This is a genomic window from Microbacterium sp. Root322, from assembly GCF_001425645.1.
Classification (GTDB): domain Bacteria; phylum Actinomycetota; class Actinomycetes; order Actinomycetales; family Microbacteriaceae; genus Microbacterium; species Microbacterium maritypicum.
In genome coordinates this window covers 427584-446520 of record NZ_LMCS01000001.1, presented here as the reverse complement: position 1 = coordinate 446520, position 18937 = coordinate 427584, and the positions used below count along the sequence as shown (strand labels likewise).

Below are 18937 nucleotides of genomic sequence, written 5' to 3'. Positions count from 1 at the left end.
CCGCGCCTCCGACGTACGGGAGACGCGGTCTCGAATATCACTCTGCGTGACGAAGGCGGAGCTTGTCCTCGTTGATCTCGTGCAGCGCGATGGTGAGCGGCTTGTCCTCGACCGAGGAGTCCACGAGCGGGCCGACGTTGTCGAAGAGGTTTCCCTCGTGCAGGTCGGAGTAGTAGTCGTTGATCTGACGCGCGCGCTTGGCGGCGTAGATGACGAGCTCGTACTTCGAGTCGACGCGGTCGAGCAGGTTGTCGATGGGGGGATCGATGATGCCGTTGTTGTGTCCGGCCATGGTGAGACCTCCTGATCAGGCGACGGGATCGTCGCGAAGACGGTGCGAAAGGCGCGCGAAGACGCTCAGCGCGCAGAGCTTGTAGACAATTCTACGACCTCGCGAGCCGCCGTGGCGACGTCCTCGTTCACGATGAGGTGATCGAACTCGTTCTGAGCGGCGAGTTCGACCTTCGCGGTGCGCAGTCGTCTGGCCCTCTCCTCGGCGTCTTCGGTGCCTCGTCCGACCAGCCGATGAACGAGTTCATCCCAGCTCGGAGGCAGCAGGAAGATCAGTGTCGCGGCGGGTTCGGCGCGACGCACCTGGCGCGCACCCTGCAGGTCGATCTCGAGCAGGACCGTCTTGCCCTCGGCCAGCGCGGCGTCGATCGGCGCACGCGGCGTGCCGTACCGGGAGCGGTTGTGCACCACAGCGTACTCGAGCAGTTCGTCGTCGGCGATGAGCCGGTCGAACTCCGCGTCGTCGACGAAGTAGTAGTGCACGCCGTCGATCTCGCCGGGACGCGGGGGCCGGGTCGTCGCCGAGACAGACAGGTGGATCTCCGGGTTGTGCTCGCGGATGTGTGCGGCGACCGTGCCCTTGCCCACGGCGGTGGGCCCAGCCAGGACCAGCAGCCGGCTCCGGGCACCGCGAGGCGTCGGCACCGGGAAGCGCGAGTCGAGCCACGACTCCAGCACCCGGCGCTGGCGCGCGCCGAGCCCACCGAGACGCTTGACCGGCGAGATGTGCAGCTCCTCGAGCACCCGGTCGCGCTTGCCGGCACCGATCGCGGGAAGTGCCAGCAGGAAGTCGGTGATGCGCATCGAGCCCTCCACCGAATCGGCGTCGGCGCTCGCACGATGAAGAACGGCCTGCGGTGTCACCACGCGCATCGTGAGGTCGCGCTTGACCGAGGCCCTGGCGCGGCGGCGCTCCACGGCGCGGCGCGCCGCTGCAGCCCTGTCGACCTCGGGGACCGTGCGCTGTGCGTCAGACACCGGCCACCTCGCGATACTCGGCCGCACGTACGGAGATGGCCTCCATCAGATCGGCCGGACCGGCGGAGAGGATGCTGCGGCTCTCACTCGCGATCACCGCTGCCGACATCGTCCCGAAACGCGGACGGAGATCAGCCGGAGTGGCCCCCTGCGCACCGAAACCGGGAGCGAGGATCGGCGCTGCCGGCGTGAACGGCTCGATAGCGGCCCTGGTCCAGTCGACGGTGGCGCCGATGACGAATCCGAAGCTCCCCCACTCCCCCGCGGCAGACGACTCGGCGTTGCGCGCAGAGACCTCGGAGATGACCGCTGCCGACACCGTGATGCCGGCGGAGTCCGTGGACCGCTGCAGCCCTTCCGCCTCGGGGTTGCTGGTCGCCGCCAGCACGAACAGGCCCCTTCCGTTCTTCTCGGCCACGGCGAAAGTCCCGTCGAGAGCACCCACCCCGAGGAACGGGCTCACGGTGAGGGCATCGGCCTCCAGCGGCGAACCCGGCGTGAGCCACGCACGCGCGTAGTCGTCCATCGTCGATCCGATGTCGCCCCGCTTGGCGTCAGCGATCACGATCAGTCCGGCAGCGCGCGCAGCGGCGAGAACATCTTCGAGCGCCGCGATGCCTCGAGAGCCGAAGCGCTCGAAGAACGACACCTGCGGCTTCACGACGGCGACCTTCCCTGCGGCTGCCTCGACCGTGCGCAGGCCGAACTCACGGACGCCCTGCGCGTCGTCGGTCAACCCCCACGCCGCGAGCAGCGCGGCGTGGGGGTCGATGCCGACGCAGAGCGGTCCCTTCGCCCGGAGGGCGGAGCGCACCCGCTCGCCGAAGCGTTCGCTCACAGCGCCGCCTTCCGGTCCAGCGCGTACTCCTGGAGGCTCTTCACCTGGAAACCCTCGTGGGCGGCGTCCATTCCGCTCACGGCGGCACCGAGCACGGCCATCGTGGTGAACAGGGCCTTGTCGGCGGCCACCGCTGCGGCGCGGATCTCGTAGCCGTCGGCGCGAGCGGCGCCGCCGGACGGAGTGTTCACGACGATGTCGATCGCGCCCTCGTTGATGAGGTCGACGATGTTCTTGGCCCCGGACTCCTGCGTCGCACTGTACTTCTCGACGACGGTGACGGCGATGCCGTTGCGCGAGAGGATCTCGGCTGTGCCCTCGGTCGCGACGATCGTGAAGCCGAGCTGCTGCAGGCGGTGCGCGGGCAGGATGACCGCACGCTTGTCCGAGTCGGCGACCGAGATGAACACGGTTCCCGACGTGGGCATGCCGCCATAGGCCGCCGCCTGGCTCTTCGCGAACGCTGTCGGGAAGTCGCGGTCGATGCCCATGACCTCACCGGTGGAGCGCATCTCCGGTCCGAGCACGGAGTCGACCGTCTTGCCGTCGGCAGTGCGGAACCGCTTGAACGGGAGCACGGCCTCCTTGACCGACACCGGTGCGTCGAGCGGGACGCGGGAGCCGTCCTGCTCGGGAAGCAGGCCCTCCGCGCGCAGCTCCGCGATCGTGGAACCGGTCATCACGCGGCTCGCCGCCTTGGCCATGGGGATACCGAGCGCCTTCGACACGAACGGCACGGTGCGGCTCGCACGCGGGTTCGCCTCGATCACGTAGAGCACTCCGGCGCTGATGGCGAACTGCACGTTGAGCAGTCCACGCACTCCCACGCCCTCGGCGATCGCGAGTGTGGCCTCGCGCACCCGGTCGACGTCGGTGCGGCCGAGCGAGACCGGCGGCAGCGTGCAGCTGGAGTCGCCCGAGTGGATGCCGGCCTCTTCGAGGTGCTCCATGACGCCGCCGATGTACAGGTCGGTTCCGTCGTAGAGCGCGTCGACGTCGAGCTCGATCGCGTCGTCGAGGAAGCGATCGACGAGAAGGGGCTTGCCCTCCTCGATGACGACCTCCCCCGCGGTGCGCACGAAGTAGTCGCGCAGCGACGCGGTGTCGTAGACGATCTCCATGCCGCGGCCGCCGAGCACGAAGCTCGGACGCACCAGCACCGGGTAGCCGATCTCCTCGGCGATACGCACGGCGCCTTCGACATCGATCGCGGTGCCGTTGCGCGGCGCGACGAGACCTGCGTCATCGAGCAGGCGGGAGAAGAGCTCGCGCTCCTCTGCCAGGTCGATCGCCTCGGGGCTGGTTCCGAGAACGGTGTAACCGGCGGCCTCGATGCCCTTCGCGAGTCCGAGCGGCGTCTGCCCGCCGAGCTGGCACACGACACCGAGGATGGTGCCGCTCGCGGCTTCGGCGTCGAGCACCTCCAGCACGTCCTCGAGCGTCAGCGGCTCGAAGTACAGGCGGTCGGATGTGTCGTAGTCGGTCGAGACCGTCTCCGGGTTGCAGTTGACCATGACGGTCTCGAACCCGGCATCCGACAGCGCGAACGACGCGTGCACGCACGAGTAGTCGAACTCGACACCCTGGCCGATGCGGTTCGGTCCGGAGCCGATGATCACCACCTTGGTGCGATCCGACGGCGCGACCTCGGTCTCGAAGTCGTAGCTCGAGTAGTGGTACGGGGTGAGGGCGGGGAACTCGCCGGCGCAGGTGTCGACCGTCTTGTACACCGGGCGGATGCCGAGGCCGTGACGCACGCCCCTGACCTCCGCTTCGGAGATGCCGCGGAGCTCGGCGAGCTGCGCGTCGGAGAAGCCGTGCTCCTTGGCGTAGCGAAGAGTCGCCGCGTCGAGCTCGGACGCGGTGCGCACGATCTCGGCGACCTCGTTGATCAGCACGATCTGGTCGAGGAACCACGGGTCGATCGCCGTCGCGTCGAAGGCCTGCTCGACCGTCGCGCCCTTGCGCAGCGCCTGCTGCAACGTCACGATCCGGCCGTCCGTCGGAACCTTCGAGATCTCGAGAAGCTCCTCCACCGAGCGCTCCTCGGCGCCCCAGTGGAAGCTCGATCCGCGCTTCTCCAGCGAGCGGAGCGCCTTCTGCAGGGCAGTCGCGTAGTTACGGCCGATCGCCATGGCCTCGCCCACGGACTTCATGGTCGTGGTCAGCGTGGCGTCGGCGGCCGGGAACTTCTCGAACGCGAAGCGCGGAACCTTCACGACGACGTAATCGAGCGTCGGCTCGAAGCTCGCCGGCGTGACACCCGTGATGTCATTCGGGATCTCGTCGAGACGGTAGCCCAGGGCCAGCTTGGCTGCGAGCTTGGCGATCGGGAATCCGGTGGCCTTGGACGCCAGAGCGCTGGAGCGCGAGACGCGCGGGTTCATCTCGATGACGATGATGCGACCGTTGGTCGGGTCCACCGCGAACTGGATGTTGCAACCGCCGGTGTCGACGCCGACCGCGCGGATGATGTCGATGCCGATGTCGCGCATCTTCTGGTACTCGCGGTCGGTGAGGGTGAGCGCGGGAGCGACCGTGATCGAGTCGCCCGTGTGCACGCCGACGGGGTCGACGTTCTCGATCGAGCAGACGACGACCGTGTTGTCGGCCGTGTCGCGCATGAGCTCGAGCTCGTACTCCTTCCAGCCGAGGATGGACTCCTCCAGGAGCACCTCGGTGGTGGGCGAGTCGCGCAGGCCCGCGCCGGCGATGCGACGCAGATCCTCCTCGTCGTACGCGAATCCGGAGCCGAGGCCCCCCATCGTGAAGCTCGGACGGACCACCATCGGGTAGCCGAGTTCATCGGCGGCCGCCAGCACCTCCTCCATCGTGTGCGCGATGCGCGAGTCCGCCACGTCGGCTCCCGCATCGAGGACCAGCTGCTTGAAGATCTGACGATCCTCGCCCTTGTTGATCGCCTCGAAGCTGGCGCCGATGAGCTCGACATCGTACTTCTCGAGGATGCCGTGGTTGTGCAGCTCGATCGCGGCGTTCAGCGCGGTCTGCCCGCCGAGCGTCGGCAGGATCGCGTCGGGCCGCTCCTTGGCGATGATCGTCTCGATGACCTGCCACGTGATCGGCTCGATGTAGGTCGCATCGGCGAAGTCGGGATCGGTCATGATCGTGGCCGGGTTGGAGTTGACCAGGATGACCCGGACGCCCTCCTCGCGCAGCACGCGGCACGCCTGGGTGCCGGAGTAGTCGAACTCGCACGCCTGACCGATGACGATCGGGCCGGAGCCGATGACGAGGACGGAGTTGATGTCGTCGCGCTTGGGCATTACTTGGAGTCCTTCTGGCTTGCGATGACGAGGTCGCGGAACCTGTCGAAGAGGTAGTTGGCGTCGTGCGGGCCTGCTGCGGCCTCGGGGTGGTACTGCACCGAGAAGGCGGGGATGTCGAGGGCGCGGAGTCCCTCGACCACGTTGTCGTTGAGGCCGACGTGGCTGACCTCGACCTTGCCGTAGCCGTTCGGGCTGTCGAAGGTGCCCTCGATCGGAGCCTCGACCGCGAAGCCGTGGTTGTGCGCCGTGATCTCGACCCTGCCGGTCTGCTTGTCCAGCACCGGCTGGTTGATGCCGCGGTGCCCGAACGGCAGCTTGTAGGTGCCGAGGCCCAGGGCACGCCCGAGCAGCTGGTTGCCGAAGCAGATCCCGAAGAACGGCAGCCCCGCATCGAGCACCGAGCGCAGCAGCTCGACGTGATCACCGGACGCCGCGGGGTCTCCGGGACCGTTCGAGTAGAACACCGCGACGGGATCGACAGCGCGGATGTCGTTGATCGTCACGTTCTGCGGCAGCACATGCACCTCGAAGCCGCGGGCGGCGAGGTTGTCGATCGTCGCCTGCTTCACACCGAGATCGAGCACGGCGAGGTTGCCGATGCGCTCGCCCATGGCGGTCGTCACGGTCGCGACGTCGACCGAGACCTCGGCGGACAGATTGCGTCCGGCCATCTCTGGGGCTTCGCGGACGATGCGCACCTGCTCCTGCGGGTCGAGCGCCGCATCCGCCCCGGAGAAGATCCCCCCGCGCATGGAGCCGGCCGAGCGGATGTGCCGGGTGATCGAACGGGTGTCGATGCCGCTGATGCCGACGACTCCGTCCTCGACGAGCACGTCGTCGAGCGAGGCGTTCGCCCGCCAGTTCGACACGACGCGCGAAGGGTCGCGCACGATGTAGCCGGCGACCCAGATGCGGCGCGATTCGGCATCTTCATCGTTCATGCCGGTGTTGCCGATGTGCGGTGCCGTCTGCAGGACGATCTGTCCCGCGTAGGAGGGATCGGTGATGGTCTCCTGGTATCCGGACATGCCGGTCGCGAAGACGACTTCGCCCAGTGTGCGACCGCGCGCGCCGTAGGCGCGTCCGATGTGTCGGGTGCCGTCTTCCAGGACCAGGACGGCGGGATCGGGGAGCTGGGCCGCGGAGGCCTGCCCGGAGGATGTCGAAAGGGTCATGACGTTGCTCCTGTGTCGGGGGCGGCGGGGACGAGCCGCTGCAGGTCGGAGATGAGGTTCTGAGGGTCGCCGGTGGCGAGGCGCAGATAGCTGTCGACGACCGTGTCGTCGTCGATGCTCCAGGCGAGGCGCACGAGGCCGCCGGGCTCCACGACGCGGTCGATCGTGACCGTGGCGCGGTCGATGGCGACGAGGCGGTCGTTCGCGAGGAAGACCGTCGGCGCGCCATCGAGGCAGAGGGCGATGCCGCGATCCGTGACCGCCAGCTCACCACGGGCCCGGTACGCGAGAGGCGACACCGCGAGACGCTCGAGCGGCTGCTCGTGCCGTGTCGTCGACACGTAGAGCACCTCGTCGCGGCGGAAGACCTCCGCGTGCTCCGGAACCCCCAGCGGGGCCGTGAACACGGAGTCGCGGCGGATTCGTCGTCGCCAGGCCAGGAGCATCACCAGCAGCACCAGGAGCGCGACCGCGATCGTGATCGCGACGGCGAGGTCCCGAGCGCTCATGCGCGAAGCTCCTCGACGACGCTTCCGCCGTCGACGGTGAGGACACCGCCGTGGATCGTGTACTGCACGCGTCCGGGGAGGTCGCGGCCGAGGTAGGGCGAGTTCACGCTCCGACCGTGGAGGTCGGCTTCCGTGAACACGCCGTCGACCGAGGCGTCGTAGAGCGTGATCTGGGCGGGCTGACCGACCTCGAGCGGTGTGCCGTGACCTGCCAGTCGCCCGATCCGTGCCGGTGCTGCGCTCATCACCCGCGCGATGTCCGACCACTCGAGAAGCCCGGTCTGCACCATCGACTGGTGCACGACGCGCAGGGCGCTCTCCAGCCCCACCATGCCGTTCGCCGCGGCCTGCCACTCGCACGCCTTGTGCTCGCTCGGGTGCGGCGCGTGGTCGGTGGCGACGATGTCGATCGTGCCGTCGGCGAGGCCCTCGCGCACGGCGAGCACATCCTCTTCCCTACGCAGCGGAGGATTGACCTTGTAGCGCGCGTCGTACCCGCGCACGAGCTCGTCGGTGAGGAGCAGGTGGTGAGGGGTGACCTCGGCGGTGACGTTGATGCCGCGCTTCTTGGCCCAGCGGATGATGTCCACCGAGCCCGCGGTCGAGAGGTGGCACACGTGCAGCCGCGATCCGACGTGCTCGGCCAGCAGCACGTCGCGGGCGATGATCGACTCTTCGGCGACGGCGGGCCATCCGGCCAGGCCCAGCTCGGCCGAGACCGTGCCCTCGTTCATCTGCGCGCCCTCTGTGAGGCGGGGGTCCTGCGCATGCTGGGCGATGACGCCGTCGAACGACTTCACGTACTCCAGCGCACGGCGCATGATGAGCGGATCGAACACGCAGAAGCCGTCGTCGCTGAAGACGCGGACCTGTGCGCGGGACGTGGCCATCGCTCCCAGCTCGGCGAGGCGCTCGCCCTTCTGTCCGACCGTCACGGCGCCGATGGGCTGCACCGTGGCGTAGCCGGCCGCTTCACCGAGCGCGAGCTCCTGCTCGACGACGCCGGCGGTGTCGGCGACCGGCGAGGTGTTGGGCATCGCGAACACGGCGGTGAAGCCACCGGCAGCCGCCGCCCTCGTTCCCGTGAGGATCGTCTCGGAAGCCTCGTAGCCGGGCTCGCGCAGATGCGTGTGCAGGTCGACGAGTCCCGGAAGGGCGACCAGCCCTGCCGCGTCGATGACGCGCGCGCCGGAGCGCGTGAGCCCGGTGCCGATCTCGGCGATCCGGCCGTCTTCGATCATGATGTCGGCGCTCTCGGCACCGAGCAGCTGTGCACCGGTGATGACGAGGGTCTCGTTCACAGGTCTCCCCCTCGTTCGTCGTCTCGTTCTCCTGCCAGCAGCAGGTACAGCACCGCCATGCGGACGGAGACCCCGTTCGTGACCTGTTCCAGCACCGTCGAGCGGGGGGAATCGGCAGCTTCGGAGGAGATCTCCAGTCCCCGGTTCATGGGTCCGGGGTGCATGACAATGCTACCTGCCGGAAGACCGGCCACACGCCGTGCGTCCAGACCCCATCGACGGGAATACTCCCGCTCAGTCGGGAAATATGCGGCGTTCATGCGTTCCAGCTGGATGCGCAGCATCATCACCGCGTCCGGGTCCTCGGCCAGAGCCTCATCGAGGTCGTAGACCACGCGGACCGGCCAGAGCGACACGTTCTGCGGCACCAAGGTCGGCGGCGCGACCAGGGTGACCTCTGCTCCGAGCGTGGTGAGCAGCCAGACGTTGGAGCGGGCGACCCGCGAATGCAGCACGTCGCCGACGATCACGACCCGCAGTCCGCTCAGATCGCGACCGCGGCTCTCGGCGCCGAAGCGGCGCTTGCGGATGGTGAAGGCGTCGAGCAGGGCCTGCGTCGGGTGCTCGTGCGTGCCGTCTCCGGCGTTGACGACGCCGGCGGAGATCCAGCCGCTGGTGGCGAGCGTCTGCGGGGCGCCGGATCCAGGGTGGCGGACCACGACCGCGTCGGCGCCGATGGCCTCGAGCGTCTGCGCGGTGTCCTTCAGGCTCTCGCCCTTCGAGACGCTGGACCCCTTCGCCGCGAAGTTGATGACATCGGCGGAGAGGCGCTTGGCGGCGGCCTCGAACGAGATGCGGGTGCGTGTCGAATCCTCGAAGAAGAGGTTCACCACGGTCTTGCCGCGCAGCGTCGGGAGCTTCTTGACCTCACGCGACTGCGTGTCGGACATGTCCTCGGCGACATCGAGGATGCGCAGGGCGGTCGCCCGATCGAGGGTGCGGGTGTCGAGGAGGTGTCTCATTCGCCGATCGTCACCTCCTCGGCCCCGTCGTTCTCGAAGAGGCGCACGTTGACCCGCTCGGTGCGGGCGGAGGGGATGTTCTTGCCGATGAAGTCCGGGCGGATCGGGAGCTCGCGGTGTCCGCGGTCGACGAGGATCGCCAGGCGCACGACGGCGGGGCGTCCGATCGACTGGATGGCGTCGAGAGCGGCACGGATGCTGCGGCCGGAGAAGAGCACGTCATCGACGAGCACGACCGTCTTGCCGTCGATTCCGCCCACCGGGATCTCGGTGGGCCGCGGGGAACGCGTCGGGTGCTTGGCGAGGTCGTCGCGGAAGAGCGTGACATCGAGCGCGCCGACCGGGACGGACTGCTGCGCGATCTCGCTGATCAGCAGGCCGAGGCGATGGGCGAGAGTGACGCCGCGGGTCGGAATGCCCAGCAGGACGAGGTTCTCGGCACCTCGATTGGATTCGAGGATCTCGTGCGCGATACGGGTCAGCGCTCGTGAGATGTCGGCTTCGTGCAGCACAGTGCGCATGCTCATCGGCCGCTCCCTTCTCCGCCTCACAGGACGGTGTTAAAGGTTGCTTGTGACGAAAGTCTATCGGAGCGCAGGCTCCGGCGGATCAGCTCGCTTCCTGCAGGACCGGATCGGTGACCTCGTCGATCTTCGACGAGCGGATCGGGTGGCCGGCGGTGGAGAGGCAGCGGCCGGTCTTCAGATCCCACTTCCAGTCGTGCATGCTGCACGTGAGGATGCCGTCCTCGTCGACCGTGCCCGTGCGGGTGAGGTCGGCGCGCAGGTGCGGGCAGCGGCGCTGAACGACCCAGTCGCCGATCTCGGTATCTTCGGTCTGGTCGGTCTGCTCCTGGTACCAGTTCTCCACGTACTCGATCCGATCGACCGAGAGGCACTTGAGGAACGTGGTGAGGAACTCGTTGAACTTGCCACTGCGGCCCACCGAGAACTGCATCGAGAGGAAGATCGAGTTGGACCAGTCGATCTCGTGATCGACGATGTTCGTCGAGACCAGGTCGGCGGGGATCGTGTACCAGTACACGCACTCCTCGCCCGCGTACTCGCGGACCTTCGCGCGGGGGAAGTCGACCACCATGTCGAGCTCGCCGATGCGGAAGCGCACGCAACCGCCGACACCGAGCCGGATGGTGCGGGACTTCTTCAGCAGCGGTTCCCACCAGGTCTTGATCGCCTCGAGCATCTCTGCGGGCGGGATGATCTCGGCACGAGACGCCTCCTCGTCGCGGATCTCCTGCTGTCGGCTCGCGCGCTGTTCCTCGAGGTACTCCCACTTCTCATCGAAGATGTGCGCGATCTCGGCCTCGGTGTAGAGCGTCTGCTCACTCGTGACCTCTCCCCCGTCGATCGTGACGACCGTGCCGGGGATGAAGAGCTGACCGTCGTACTGCGGCGCGAGCTCCTTCATGTGCGCGAGGAACTGCTTCTGGTCCGTGAAGATCGACTCGCCGTTCTTGCCGAGACCGTTGAAGTCGAACAGGTCGTCACGCAGGAACATGGGGGGCCCTGCCATCGGGAAGACGTGCGGGGCATCGACCTTCTCGATGTAGTACATCGCCCGCTTGTTCTGCGCCTCGCGCTTGAGCCGGGCGAAGTTCTGCTTGGCGTCCAGCGGCAGGTCGTAGACCATGGGCCACCAGATCGCACCGGACACCTGGGTGAAGTAGGCGTCGGGCTTGCCGAAGTCGAGCAGCTTCTCGAGGTCGAGCGGGTGCGAGTCGTTCTGGTTCAGCATCGAGCCGGTGCCGTCGTCGACGCTCAGGGAGGAGTCGCCGATGGGGCCGTCGCTGGGCGCGCGCAGCGGCGTGATCATCATCTTGAGCTCACCGCGCTGGATCACCTGGCCGGCAGGAGCGTAGGTGATGTTCGTGTAGCCGAGGGCGCGGATGTCCTTCTCGAGGTCATCGGTCGGATACTCCGGAAGCAGCACCTCGATGTCCTTGCGGATGTAGCGCTCCAGGAGCCGCGGGTCGAAGTGGTCGCGGTGCCGGTGCGAGATCCAGAGGAAATCGGCCTCGCGTCCGAAGCGCTCCCAGTCCAGACCACGGTTGTCGGGGAACGGGAACCAGGATCCGTAGAACGAGGGTCCGAGGACCGGGTCGCAGATGATGTTCCCGCCGACCGTCTCGATGAACATCCCGGCGTGGCCGAGTCCCGTGATCCGCATTGCATTCCTCCCGAAAGTGAACCGTTCGATTGTACCGACGGCTCCCTGTGCGCCCGGTCGACCCGGCCGTGAGTAATCCGGTCAGTCCTCGAACAGGCCACGGATGTCGTCGGCGGAGAGCGACTGTGCGAACAGCGCCTCATCGTCGAGCACGGCCGTGAACAGCCGCGCTTTGCGGCGCTGCAGGTCGAGCACCTTCTCCTCGATCGTGCCGGTGGAGATCATCCGGTAGACGAACACCTGGCTGTCCTGACCGATGCGGTGCGTGCGATCGACGGCCTGCGCCTCGGCCGCCGGATTCCACCACGGATCGAGCAGGAAGACGTAGTCGGCCTCGGTCAGGGTGAGGCCGAATCCGCCGGCCTTGAGGCTGATCAGGAAGACCGGTTGCACTCCCGATGTGAAGCTCTCTACGACCTTCTGGCGGTGGCGCGTCGACCCGTCCAGGTGCGCGTAGGGGATGCCGGCGGCGTCGAGGCGGGCCGCGGCGAGGTCGAGGAACGACGTGAACTGGCTGAACACGAGCGCGCGATGCCCTTCGGCCTGCAACTCGATCACGCGCTCGAGCAGCACATCGAGCTTGCGCGAGCCGATCTTCGCATCCGCGGCGTCGATGAGCCCCGGGGCCAGGCTGAGCATGCGCATCAGGGTGAGCGATCGGAACACGATGAAGCGGTTGCGGTCGAGATCTTCCAGCAGGCCGAGCACCTTCTGCCGTTCGCGCTGCAGCACGACGTCGTAGAGCGCCCGGTGGGAGGAGCTGAGCTCGACCTCGAGGATCTGCTCCTGCTTCGCCGGCAGGTCGGGTGCCACGAGCTCCTTCGTGCGTCGCAGCAGCAGCGGCCGGATCCGCCGACGAAGCTGCTCGAGGCGACGCTGACGGTAGGCGCCGCCCTCCTCGTTCTCGGGGACCTTCCCCTGCTCGATGGGTTGGATGTACTGCTCGCGGAACTTCCGCGCCGAGGCGAAGAGACCCGGAGCGGTGAGCTTCAACAGCGCCCACAGCTCGCTCAGGCTGTTCTCCATCGGCGTTCCGGTGACCGCGAACGTCACATCCGCGCGGAACGAGGCGATGGCGCGGTGCAGCTTGGTCGCCGGGTTCTTGACGAACTGCGCCTCGTCCAGGAGGAGTCCGGCCCACTCGACGCGCGCGTACTCGGCCTCGTCGAGCCGGGCGACGGCATAGGTGGTGATGAGGAGATCGACGTCGCGGATGCTGGCGTCGACCGAGGGACCCTGGGTGTTTCCGCGGAGCCGCACCCGGAGCGTGGGCGCGAAGCGCTCGGCCTCGCTGCGCCAGGTGGCGAGGACCGATGTCGGCACGACGGCGAGGAAGGGTCGCCGCTCCCCCGCCTCTCGCGCATGCACGATGAGGGCCAGGAGCTGGAGCGTCTTGCCGAGCCCCATGTCGTCGGCGAGGATGCCTCCCAGGCGATGGCTCCACAGGAAGGCGAGCCAGTCGAGACCCTCCTTCTGATAGGGGCGGAGTTCGGCCGTGATGCCCGACGGCACAGCGACCGGGGGCACCGAGGTGGCCGCGCGCAGACCGTCGGCGGTCGCACGCCACGAGACGGCGGGGATCGCCTCATCGGCGAGGTCTTCGAACTCCTCCCAGAGATCGGTCTGGTACCGACTGATCCGCGGACCGGTCTCCCACTCGTCGAGCGCGCCGGACTCGTCGATCAGTTCCCGGAGGCGATCGAGCGCACGGTGATTCAGCGAGAAGTAGCTGCCGTCGACCAGGAGGAGCTTCTTGCGCCCCTTGCTGAGCGCCGTGAACAGCGGCTCGAACGGGATGGTGCGCCCGTCGATCTTGACCAGGATCCCCAGATCGAACCAGTCAGGATCGCTGCTCTCGACGGTCGAGACGGTGATCTCCGGCTCGCCCGTGAGCTCGTGGTAGCTCTTGCGACGGCCCTCGACGCTGACCGTGACGCCCTCGGCCTCGAGCGCGGGCACCGTGCGGGTGACGAACTCGGCGGCGGCGACGTCGTGGAAGGAGCCGGTCGCGGTGAGCTCCTCGCCCAGGTGCTCTCTCCAGACGGACCGCAGTGTGTCCCGGAGCGCATCCTCGGCCGCGACGTCGCGCACCGCGTCGCCGCTGGGAGAGAACGGCACCCGCCCGAACCCGCGATACTCCCACTCGAGGGCGTAGGTGACCGTGTCGCCGCGGCGGAAGGACAGCGTGATCACCGCTCGGGGTGCGGGCAGCGCCGGCAGCTCGATCCGGCCGACAGGGCGCACCTCGATGCGGCGCGCGAGCAGCGGATACGCATCACGGAAGAAGGCGGCCTCGTCACGGGCCGGCACCGCCAGCCCGGTCCTGGCGGCGAGAAGGGCATGGACGGGCTCGCTGATCGGCACCTCGGCGAGGGTCACCCGGATGCTGCTCCCCTGCTGCGCGATCTCGTACACGCCGCTGTGGCCGATCGTCTGGACGGCGAAGGGCTCTGCACCGCGACCATCGATCGTGATGTCGGGACGCACGACGATCCCGCCCCCGTCGTCTCTCCCGACCGTCGCCCGGATCGCGGCGTCGCCGGCGAGCACGACAGTGGTGCTCTTCTGCGTGGCGACGAGGGGGATGCCAACCTCCGCGCCGGCGCGCAGATGCCCCCAGAAGAGCCCGGACTCGATCAGATCGGTGACCAGCCAATCACCGGCCGTGCCCGACAGCAGCGTGTCGCGAGCGATGCTGAGCAGGTCAGCGAACCACCGCGAGCGATCGCGCCCGTACTGCGTGGGGGAACGGCGCACCGCGTCCCACGTGGCCGCGCCCTGAACCCAGGCACCGGTCGACACGCTCCGCTCGAGCGGGCGGATGCCGAGCAGGATCTCGCCCGTGCGCTTCGCGACGTCGCGGGCGGTCGCCGTGCGCTGCGGACGCGAGGCCCACGGGTTGGCCCCGCGACCATCGCGCACACGGAGCTCGACGCCGAGCGCGAGCGCCGTGTCGGCGTCATCGCGCGCGGAACCGAGGATGCTCCGCCAATCCGCCGCCGATCCCTCCGGAGGGGACGGATCACGGGAGAGGGACATGCTGCCATCCTCTCCGGCACCGCCGACAATCACACCGCCGACAGTGCCCCGTCTCGGACGGATCAGGCGGAGCGGGCCACCCGTGCGAGGACACCGTGTACGAACGCACCGGAGTCGTCAGTCGAGAACTCCTTCGCGAGTTCGACGGCCTCATCGATCGCGACCGCGGTCGGAACCTCGTCGTTGTAGAGGATCTCCCACACCGCGATACGCAGCAGCGCGCGGTCCACCGCGGGCATCCGCTCCAGCTTCCAGTCCCTGCTGTGCGTCGTGATCTGCTCGTCGATCTCGTCACGGGAGTCGATGATGCCGTCGACGATCTCGCGCGCATAGAGCCAGGAGGCCTCACGCGCGGGCTCGCTCGCGGCGCGCTTGGCCTCGGATGCGAGCGTCACGGCGAGATCGTCACCGCGCACATCGGCGGAGAAGAGAATGTCGAGAGCGCGCTTGCGCGCCTTCGTCCGGGCGCCCACGCCTTACTTCTCGCGGCCGAGGTAGTCACCCGTGCGGGTGTCGACCTTGACCTTGGTGCCGGTCTCGAGGAACAGCGGCACCTGGATCTCGTAGCCGGTCTCGAGTGTGGCGGGCTTAGTGCCGGCCGAGGAGCGGTCGCCCTGCAGGCCCGGCTCGGTGTAGGTGACCTCGAGGATCACGGACGCGGGAAGGTCGATGTACAGCGGGTTGCCGTTGTTCATCGCGATCGTCACCTGCTGGTTCTCGAGCAGGAAGTGCTTCGCGTCGCCGACCGTCGCGGAGCCGACGGTGATCTGGTCGAAGTCGGTCTGGTCCATGAAGACGTAGCCGTCACCGTCGGTGTACAGGTACGTGTAGTCGCGGCGGTCGACGTTCTCGATCTCGATCTTCGCGCCGGCGTTGTAGGTGCGGTCGACGGTCTTGCCCGAGACGACGTTCTTCAGCTTGGTGCGCACGAAAGCACCACCCTTGCCGGGCTTGACGTGCTGGAACTCGATGACGCTCCAGAGCTGCCCGTCGATGCTGAGGACGACGCCGTTCTTGATGTCTGCGGTAGATGCCATGCGCTGCGAGTTCCGTTCGTGTGTCTGCGGGGTCGGACGAGACCGACAGTCGATTCTACGGGATGAGTGCTGCGAGCTGTCGCACGGCGTGCGCGTAGCCGTCGACACCGCGCCCGACGACGCGCACGGCGGCGACGTCGTCGAGGTACGAGTGGTGGCGGAACTGCTCCCGTGCGTAGACGTCGGAGATGTGCACCTCGGCGAACGGCAGCGACACTCCGGTGAGCGCGTCGCGGAGCACCACCGAAGTGTGGGTGAGTCCCCCGGGGTTGATCACGATGGCCGCGCAGTCGTCCCGCGCGGCGTGGATCGCGTCGATCAGCACCCCTTCGTGATTGCTCTGCACTGCACGCACCTCGAAGCCGAGCTCGGCCGCCGCCGTACCGGTGATCCGTTCCACGTCTGCGAGCGTCGCGGTGCCGTACACCTCGGGCTCGCGGGTGCCGAGGAGATTCAGATTCGGCCCGTTGACGAGGAGGATCCGCCGGCTCACTCCCCGACCTCCTGGTAGGCCGCGAACAGCAGCGACTCATCCGGAGCCTGCAGCACGGTGGGCTTGGCGATGTCGTCGAGCAGGATGAAGCGCAGCATCCCGCCGCGGCTCTTCTTGTCGCGCTGCATCGTGGCGAGCAGCTGCGGCCAGGCACCGGCACGGTACGAGGTGGGAAGTCCCAAGGACTCGAGGACGGTGCGGTGGCGCTCGGCGGCGTCGTCGGACAATCGGCCGGCGAGGCGGGAGAGCTCTGCGGCGTACAGCATCCCGACCGAGATGGCGGCGCCGTGACGCCAGCGGTACCTCTCGGCGTGCTCGATCGCGTGGCCGAGTGTATGGCCGTAGTTGAGGATCTCGCGAAGGCCGGCCTCGCGGAAGTCGTCGGACACGACCTTGGCCTTCATGTCGATCGCGAGCTCGATGGCGCGACGGAACTCCTCGGTCGTGGGGTCCACAGCACGAGCAGGGTCTGCTTCGATGATGTCGAGGATCTCCGGCGCCCAGATGAACCCGGCCTTCACGACCTCGGCGAAGCCCGCCGTCGCCTCGTTCGGGCTCAGGCTGGCGAGCTCGTCGAGGTCGCCGATGACCGCACGCGGCGCCCAGAACGCGCCGACGAGGTTCTTGCCCTCCGCCGTGTTCACCCCGGTCTTGCCTCCGACGGCGGCGTCGACGAGTCCGAGCACCGTGGTCGGCACCTGGATGAGCTGCACGCCGCGGAGCCAGGTGGCCGCCACGAAACCGGCGAGATCGGTGACAGAGCCGCCGCCGTATCCGATGACCGCGTCGCTGCGTGTGAAATCAGCCTGACCCATGACCTGCCAGCAGAAGGCCGCGACTTCGATGCGCTTGCCCTGCTCCGCATCCGGGATCTCGGCGAGCAGCACATCGCGCGGCCCGTCGGAGGTGTCGGCGATAAGACGATCGCGCAGTTCCGCGGCTCGTGCGGCGAGCGTCGGCGGGTGCACGACGAGGATCTTGCGCACCCCCGGCGCGACGGCAGCGGAGACCCGGTCGAGGATCCCCCGTCCGATCGTGATGTCGTAGGCGTCGTTTCCGGTGACGTTGATGGTCGTCGTGCTCATCGCTGCTCTCTCCTCCATGCCACGATCTCGTCCGCGATCTTCTGCATCGGACGACGTGAGGTGTCGAAGGTCGCCGATGACACCTCGGCGTACCACCCCCGACGCTCCTCGAAGATCTTCTTCCACCGCTCCAGCGGATCCTCTCCCGCCAGCAGCGGGCGATTGCTGCCGCGCAGCCGGTCGGCGACCGCATCGGGACTGACGGTCAGGAACACGACCGGATGCTCCGCGAGCAGATCTCGCGTGGCCGCCTCCGTCACGGCACCACCGCCGAGGGAGATCACTCCGCCCTCGGACAGCGCCTCGGCGACGGCGGCGCACTCGAGGGCGCGGAAATGCGCCTCCCCGTGCTCCTCGAAGATGGCGGGGATCGGCCCGTGCGCGGCGACGATGCGCTTGTCGGTGTCGATGAAGGCGACGCCGAGCCGACGCGCGACGCGTCTTCCGACGCTGGTCTTGCCGGCGGCCATCGGGCCCACCAGCACCAGCGTCAGCGGATCAGCCGCGCTCGTCATGCGCGATGAGCGCCGCCTCGGACGCAGGGGTCGTGCGCAGCTCGGCCGGGATGCCGGCCAGGTAGCCGTCGAGATTGCGACGCGTCTCGCGGATGCTGTCGCCGCCGAACTTCTCCAGCACGGCGTTGGCCAGCTCGACCGCGACCATCGCTTCGGCGACGACGCCGGCTGCCGGCACGGCGCACACGTCGGAGCGCTGGTGGTGGGCCGTGGCGTCGTCTCCGGTCGCGACGTCGATCGTGCGCAGGGCATGCGGGACGGTGGCGATCGGCTTCATCCCGGCGCGCACACGCAGCACGGTGCCGGTCGACATGCCGCCCTCGGTCCCGCCGGCCCTGTCGGAGCCGCGGGTGATGCCGTCGGCGGTGGCGAAGAGCTCGTCGTGCGCCGCCGAACCGCGACGACGCGTGGTCTCGAAGCCGTCGCCGACCTCGACGCCCTTGATCGCCTGGATGCTCATGAGCGCTTGCGCGAGACGTGCGTCGAGGCGGCGGTCCCAGTGCACGTGCGAGCCGAGCCCCGGGGGCAGCCCGTAGGCGAGAACCTCGACGATGCCACCGAGCGTGTCGCCGTCCTTCTTCGCATCGTCGACCTCGGCGACCATCAGTGCAGAGGTGGCTGCGTCGAAGCAGCGCAACGGATCGGCGTCGAGCGCGTCCACGTCGTCCGGGGTGGGCAGAGGCGAGCCTTCAGGCACGCGTACCGGACCGATCGAGAGCGTGTGGCTGACGAGACGGATGCCGAGTTCGCCGAGGAACGAGCGGGCGATCGCGCCGAGAGCCACGCGAGCCGCCGTCTCACGGGCGCTCGCACGCTCGAGGATCGGACGTGCCTCGTCGAAGTCGTACTTCTGCATGCCCACGAGGTCGGCGTGCCCCGGGCGCGGGCGCGTGAGAGGAGCGCTGCGTCCGCGGGACCTGTCGGTGAGCTCGACCGGCTCGGGGTTCATGACCTCGATCCACTTCGGCCACTCGGTGTTGCCGATGCGCAGGGCGATCGGGCTGCCGAGGCTCTTGCCGTGGCGCACACCGCCGGAGATCGTCAGCTCGTCCTGCTCGAACTTCATCCGCGAACCACGGCCGTAGCCGAGCTTGCGGCGAGCGAGGTCGGCCTGGATGGCCTCGGAGGACACAGGGACGCCGGAGGGCAGACCCTCCATGACGGCGATGAGTTCTGGGCCGTGCGATTCGCCGGCCGTGAGCACGCGGAGCATTGCTCCAGTCTCCCACGGGTTCGCACC

Annotated in this window: 17 protein-coding genes; all 17 read right to left on the bottom strand. The window is 68.4% G+C overall.

Annotated features, from left to right (window positions below):
* Nucleotides 1–37: 37 nt before the first annotated feature.
* Entirely contained in the window at nucleotides 38–292 is a 255-nt protein-coding gene (gene rpoZ, locus ASC55_RS02145) for a DNA-directed RNA polymerase subunit omega (RefSeq protein ID WP_017204385.1), read from the bottom strand.
* A gap of 65 nt (nucleotides 293–357) precedes the next feature.
* On the bottom strand, nucleotides 358–1269 hold the full coding sequence (gene gmk, locus ASC55_RS02140; protein ID WP_017830567.1) for a guanylate kinase: 912 nt from the start codon (nucleotides 1267–1269) through the stop codon (nucleotides 358–360).
* Nucleotides 1262–2107, bottom strand: a complete 846-nt coding sequence (gene pyrF, locus ASC55_RS02135; RefSeq protein ID WP_055872497.1) for an orotidine-5'-phosphate decarboxylase — start codon at nucleotides 2105–2107, stop codon at nucleotides 1262–1264. Before pyrF ends, gmk begins: the two co-directional genes overlap by 8 nt.
* On the bottom strand, nucleotides 2104–5391 hold the full coding sequence (carB, locus tag ASC55_RS02130) for a carbamoyl-phosphate synthase large subunit (protein WP_017830565.1): 3288 nt from the start codon (nucleotides 5389–5391) through the stop codon (nucleotides 2104–2106). Before carB ends, pyrF begins: the two co-directional genes overlap by 4 nt.
* The gene (gene carA / locus ASC55_RS02125) at nucleotides 5391–6569 is read right to left on the bottom strand and encodes a glutamine-hydrolyzing carbamoyl-phosphate synthase small subunit (RefSeq protein ID WP_055872496.1); all 1179 of its coding nucleotides are present in this window, start codon (nucleotides 6567–6569) and stop codon (nucleotides 5391–5393) included. Before carA ends, carB begins: the two co-directional genes overlap by 1 nt.
* Nucleotides 6566–7078, bottom strand: coding sequence for a PH-like domain-containing protein (locus tag ASC55_RS02120; protein WP_055872495.1), 513 nt, complete (start codon nucleotides 7076–7078; stop codon nucleotides 6566–6568). The genes carA and ASC55_RS02120 overlap by 4 nt, the downstream gene beginning before the upstream one ends.
* Nucleotides 7075–8379 carry a dihydroorotase gene (locus ASC55_RS02115; RefSeq protein WP_055868113.1) on the bottom strand — a complete coding sequence of 435 codons (1305 nt, stop codon included), beginning with the start codon at nucleotides 8377–8379 and terminating at the stop codon, nucleotides 7075–7077. Before ASC55_RS02115 ends, ASC55_RS02120 begins: the two co-directional genes overlap by 4 nt.
* Entirely contained in the window at nucleotides 8376–9341 is a 966-nt protein-coding gene (locus ASC55_RS02110) for an aspartate carbamoyltransferase catalytic subunit (RefSeq protein ID WP_017830561.1), read from the bottom strand. The genes ASC55_RS02115 and ASC55_RS02110 overlap by 4 nt, the downstream gene beginning before the upstream one ends.
* On the bottom strand, nucleotides 9338–9868 hold the full coding sequence (pyrR, locus tag ASC55_RS02105) for a bifunctional pyr operon transcriptional regulator/uracil phosphoribosyltransferase PyrR (protein WP_017830560.1): 531 nt from the start codon (nucleotides 9866–9868) through the stop codon (nucleotides 9338–9340). The genes ASC55_RS02110 and pyrR overlap by 4 nt, the downstream gene beginning before the upstream one ends.
* Nucleotides 9869–9950: 82 nt before the next feature.
* Nucleotides 9951–11528: a Rieske 2Fe-2S domain-containing protein gene (locus ASC55_RS02100; protein ID WP_055872494.1), complete on the bottom strand. Its 1578-nt coding sequence runs from the start codon at nucleotides 11526–11528 to the stop codon at nucleotides 9951–9953.
* A gap of 81 nt (nucleotides 11529–11609) precedes the next feature.
* Entirely contained in the window at nucleotides 11610–14567 is a 2958-nt protein-coding gene (locus ASC55_RS02095) for a DEAD/DEAH box helicase (protein ID WP_055872493.1), read from the bottom strand.
* Between the two features lie 62 nt (nucleotides 14568–14629).
* A complete protein-coding gene (gene nusB, locus ASC55_RS02090; protein WP_055872492.1) occupies nucleotides 14630–15040 on the bottom strand; it encodes a transcription antitermination factor NusB in 411 nt (136 codons plus the stop codon).
* A 3-nt stretch (nucleotides 15041–15043) separates the two neighbouring features.
* Nucleotides 15044–15604 (bottom strand): elongation factor P, encoded by a 561-nt coding sequence (gene efp, locus ASC55_RS02085; protein ID WP_055872491.1) that lies wholly within the window; start codon nucleotides 15602–15604, stop codon nucleotides 15044–15046.
* 55 nt (nucleotides 15605–15659) lie between these two features.
* On the bottom strand, nucleotides 15660–16097 hold the full coding sequence (gene aroQ, locus ASC55_RS02080) for a type II 3-dehydroquinate dehydratase (protein ID WP_055872490.1): 438 nt from the start codon (nucleotides 16095–16097) through the stop codon (nucleotides 15660–15662).
* Nucleotides 16094–17182 carry a 3-dehydroquinate synthase gene (gene aroB / locus ASC55_RS02075; RefSeq protein ID WP_055872489.1) on the bottom strand — a complete coding sequence of 363 codons (1089 nt, stop codon included), beginning with the start codon at nucleotides 17180–17182 and terminating at the stop codon, nucleotides 16094–16096. The genes aroQ and aroB overlap by 4 nt, the downstream gene beginning before the upstream one ends.
* On the bottom strand, nucleotides 17179–17697 hold the full coding sequence (locus tag ASC55_RS02070) for a shikimate kinase (protein WP_055872488.1): 519 nt from the start codon (nucleotides 17695–17697) through the stop codon (nucleotides 17179–17181). Before ASC55_RS02070 ends, aroB begins: the two co-directional genes overlap by 4 nt.
* Nucleotides 17681–18910, bottom strand: a complete 1230-nt coding sequence (aroC, locus tag ASC55_RS02065) for a chorismate synthase (RefSeq protein WP_055868088.1) — start codon at nucleotides 18908–18910, stop codon at nucleotides 17681–17683. Before aroC ends, ASC55_RS02070 begins: the two co-directional genes overlap by 17 nt.
* Between the last annotated feature and the right edge of the window lie 27 nt (nucleotides 18911–18937).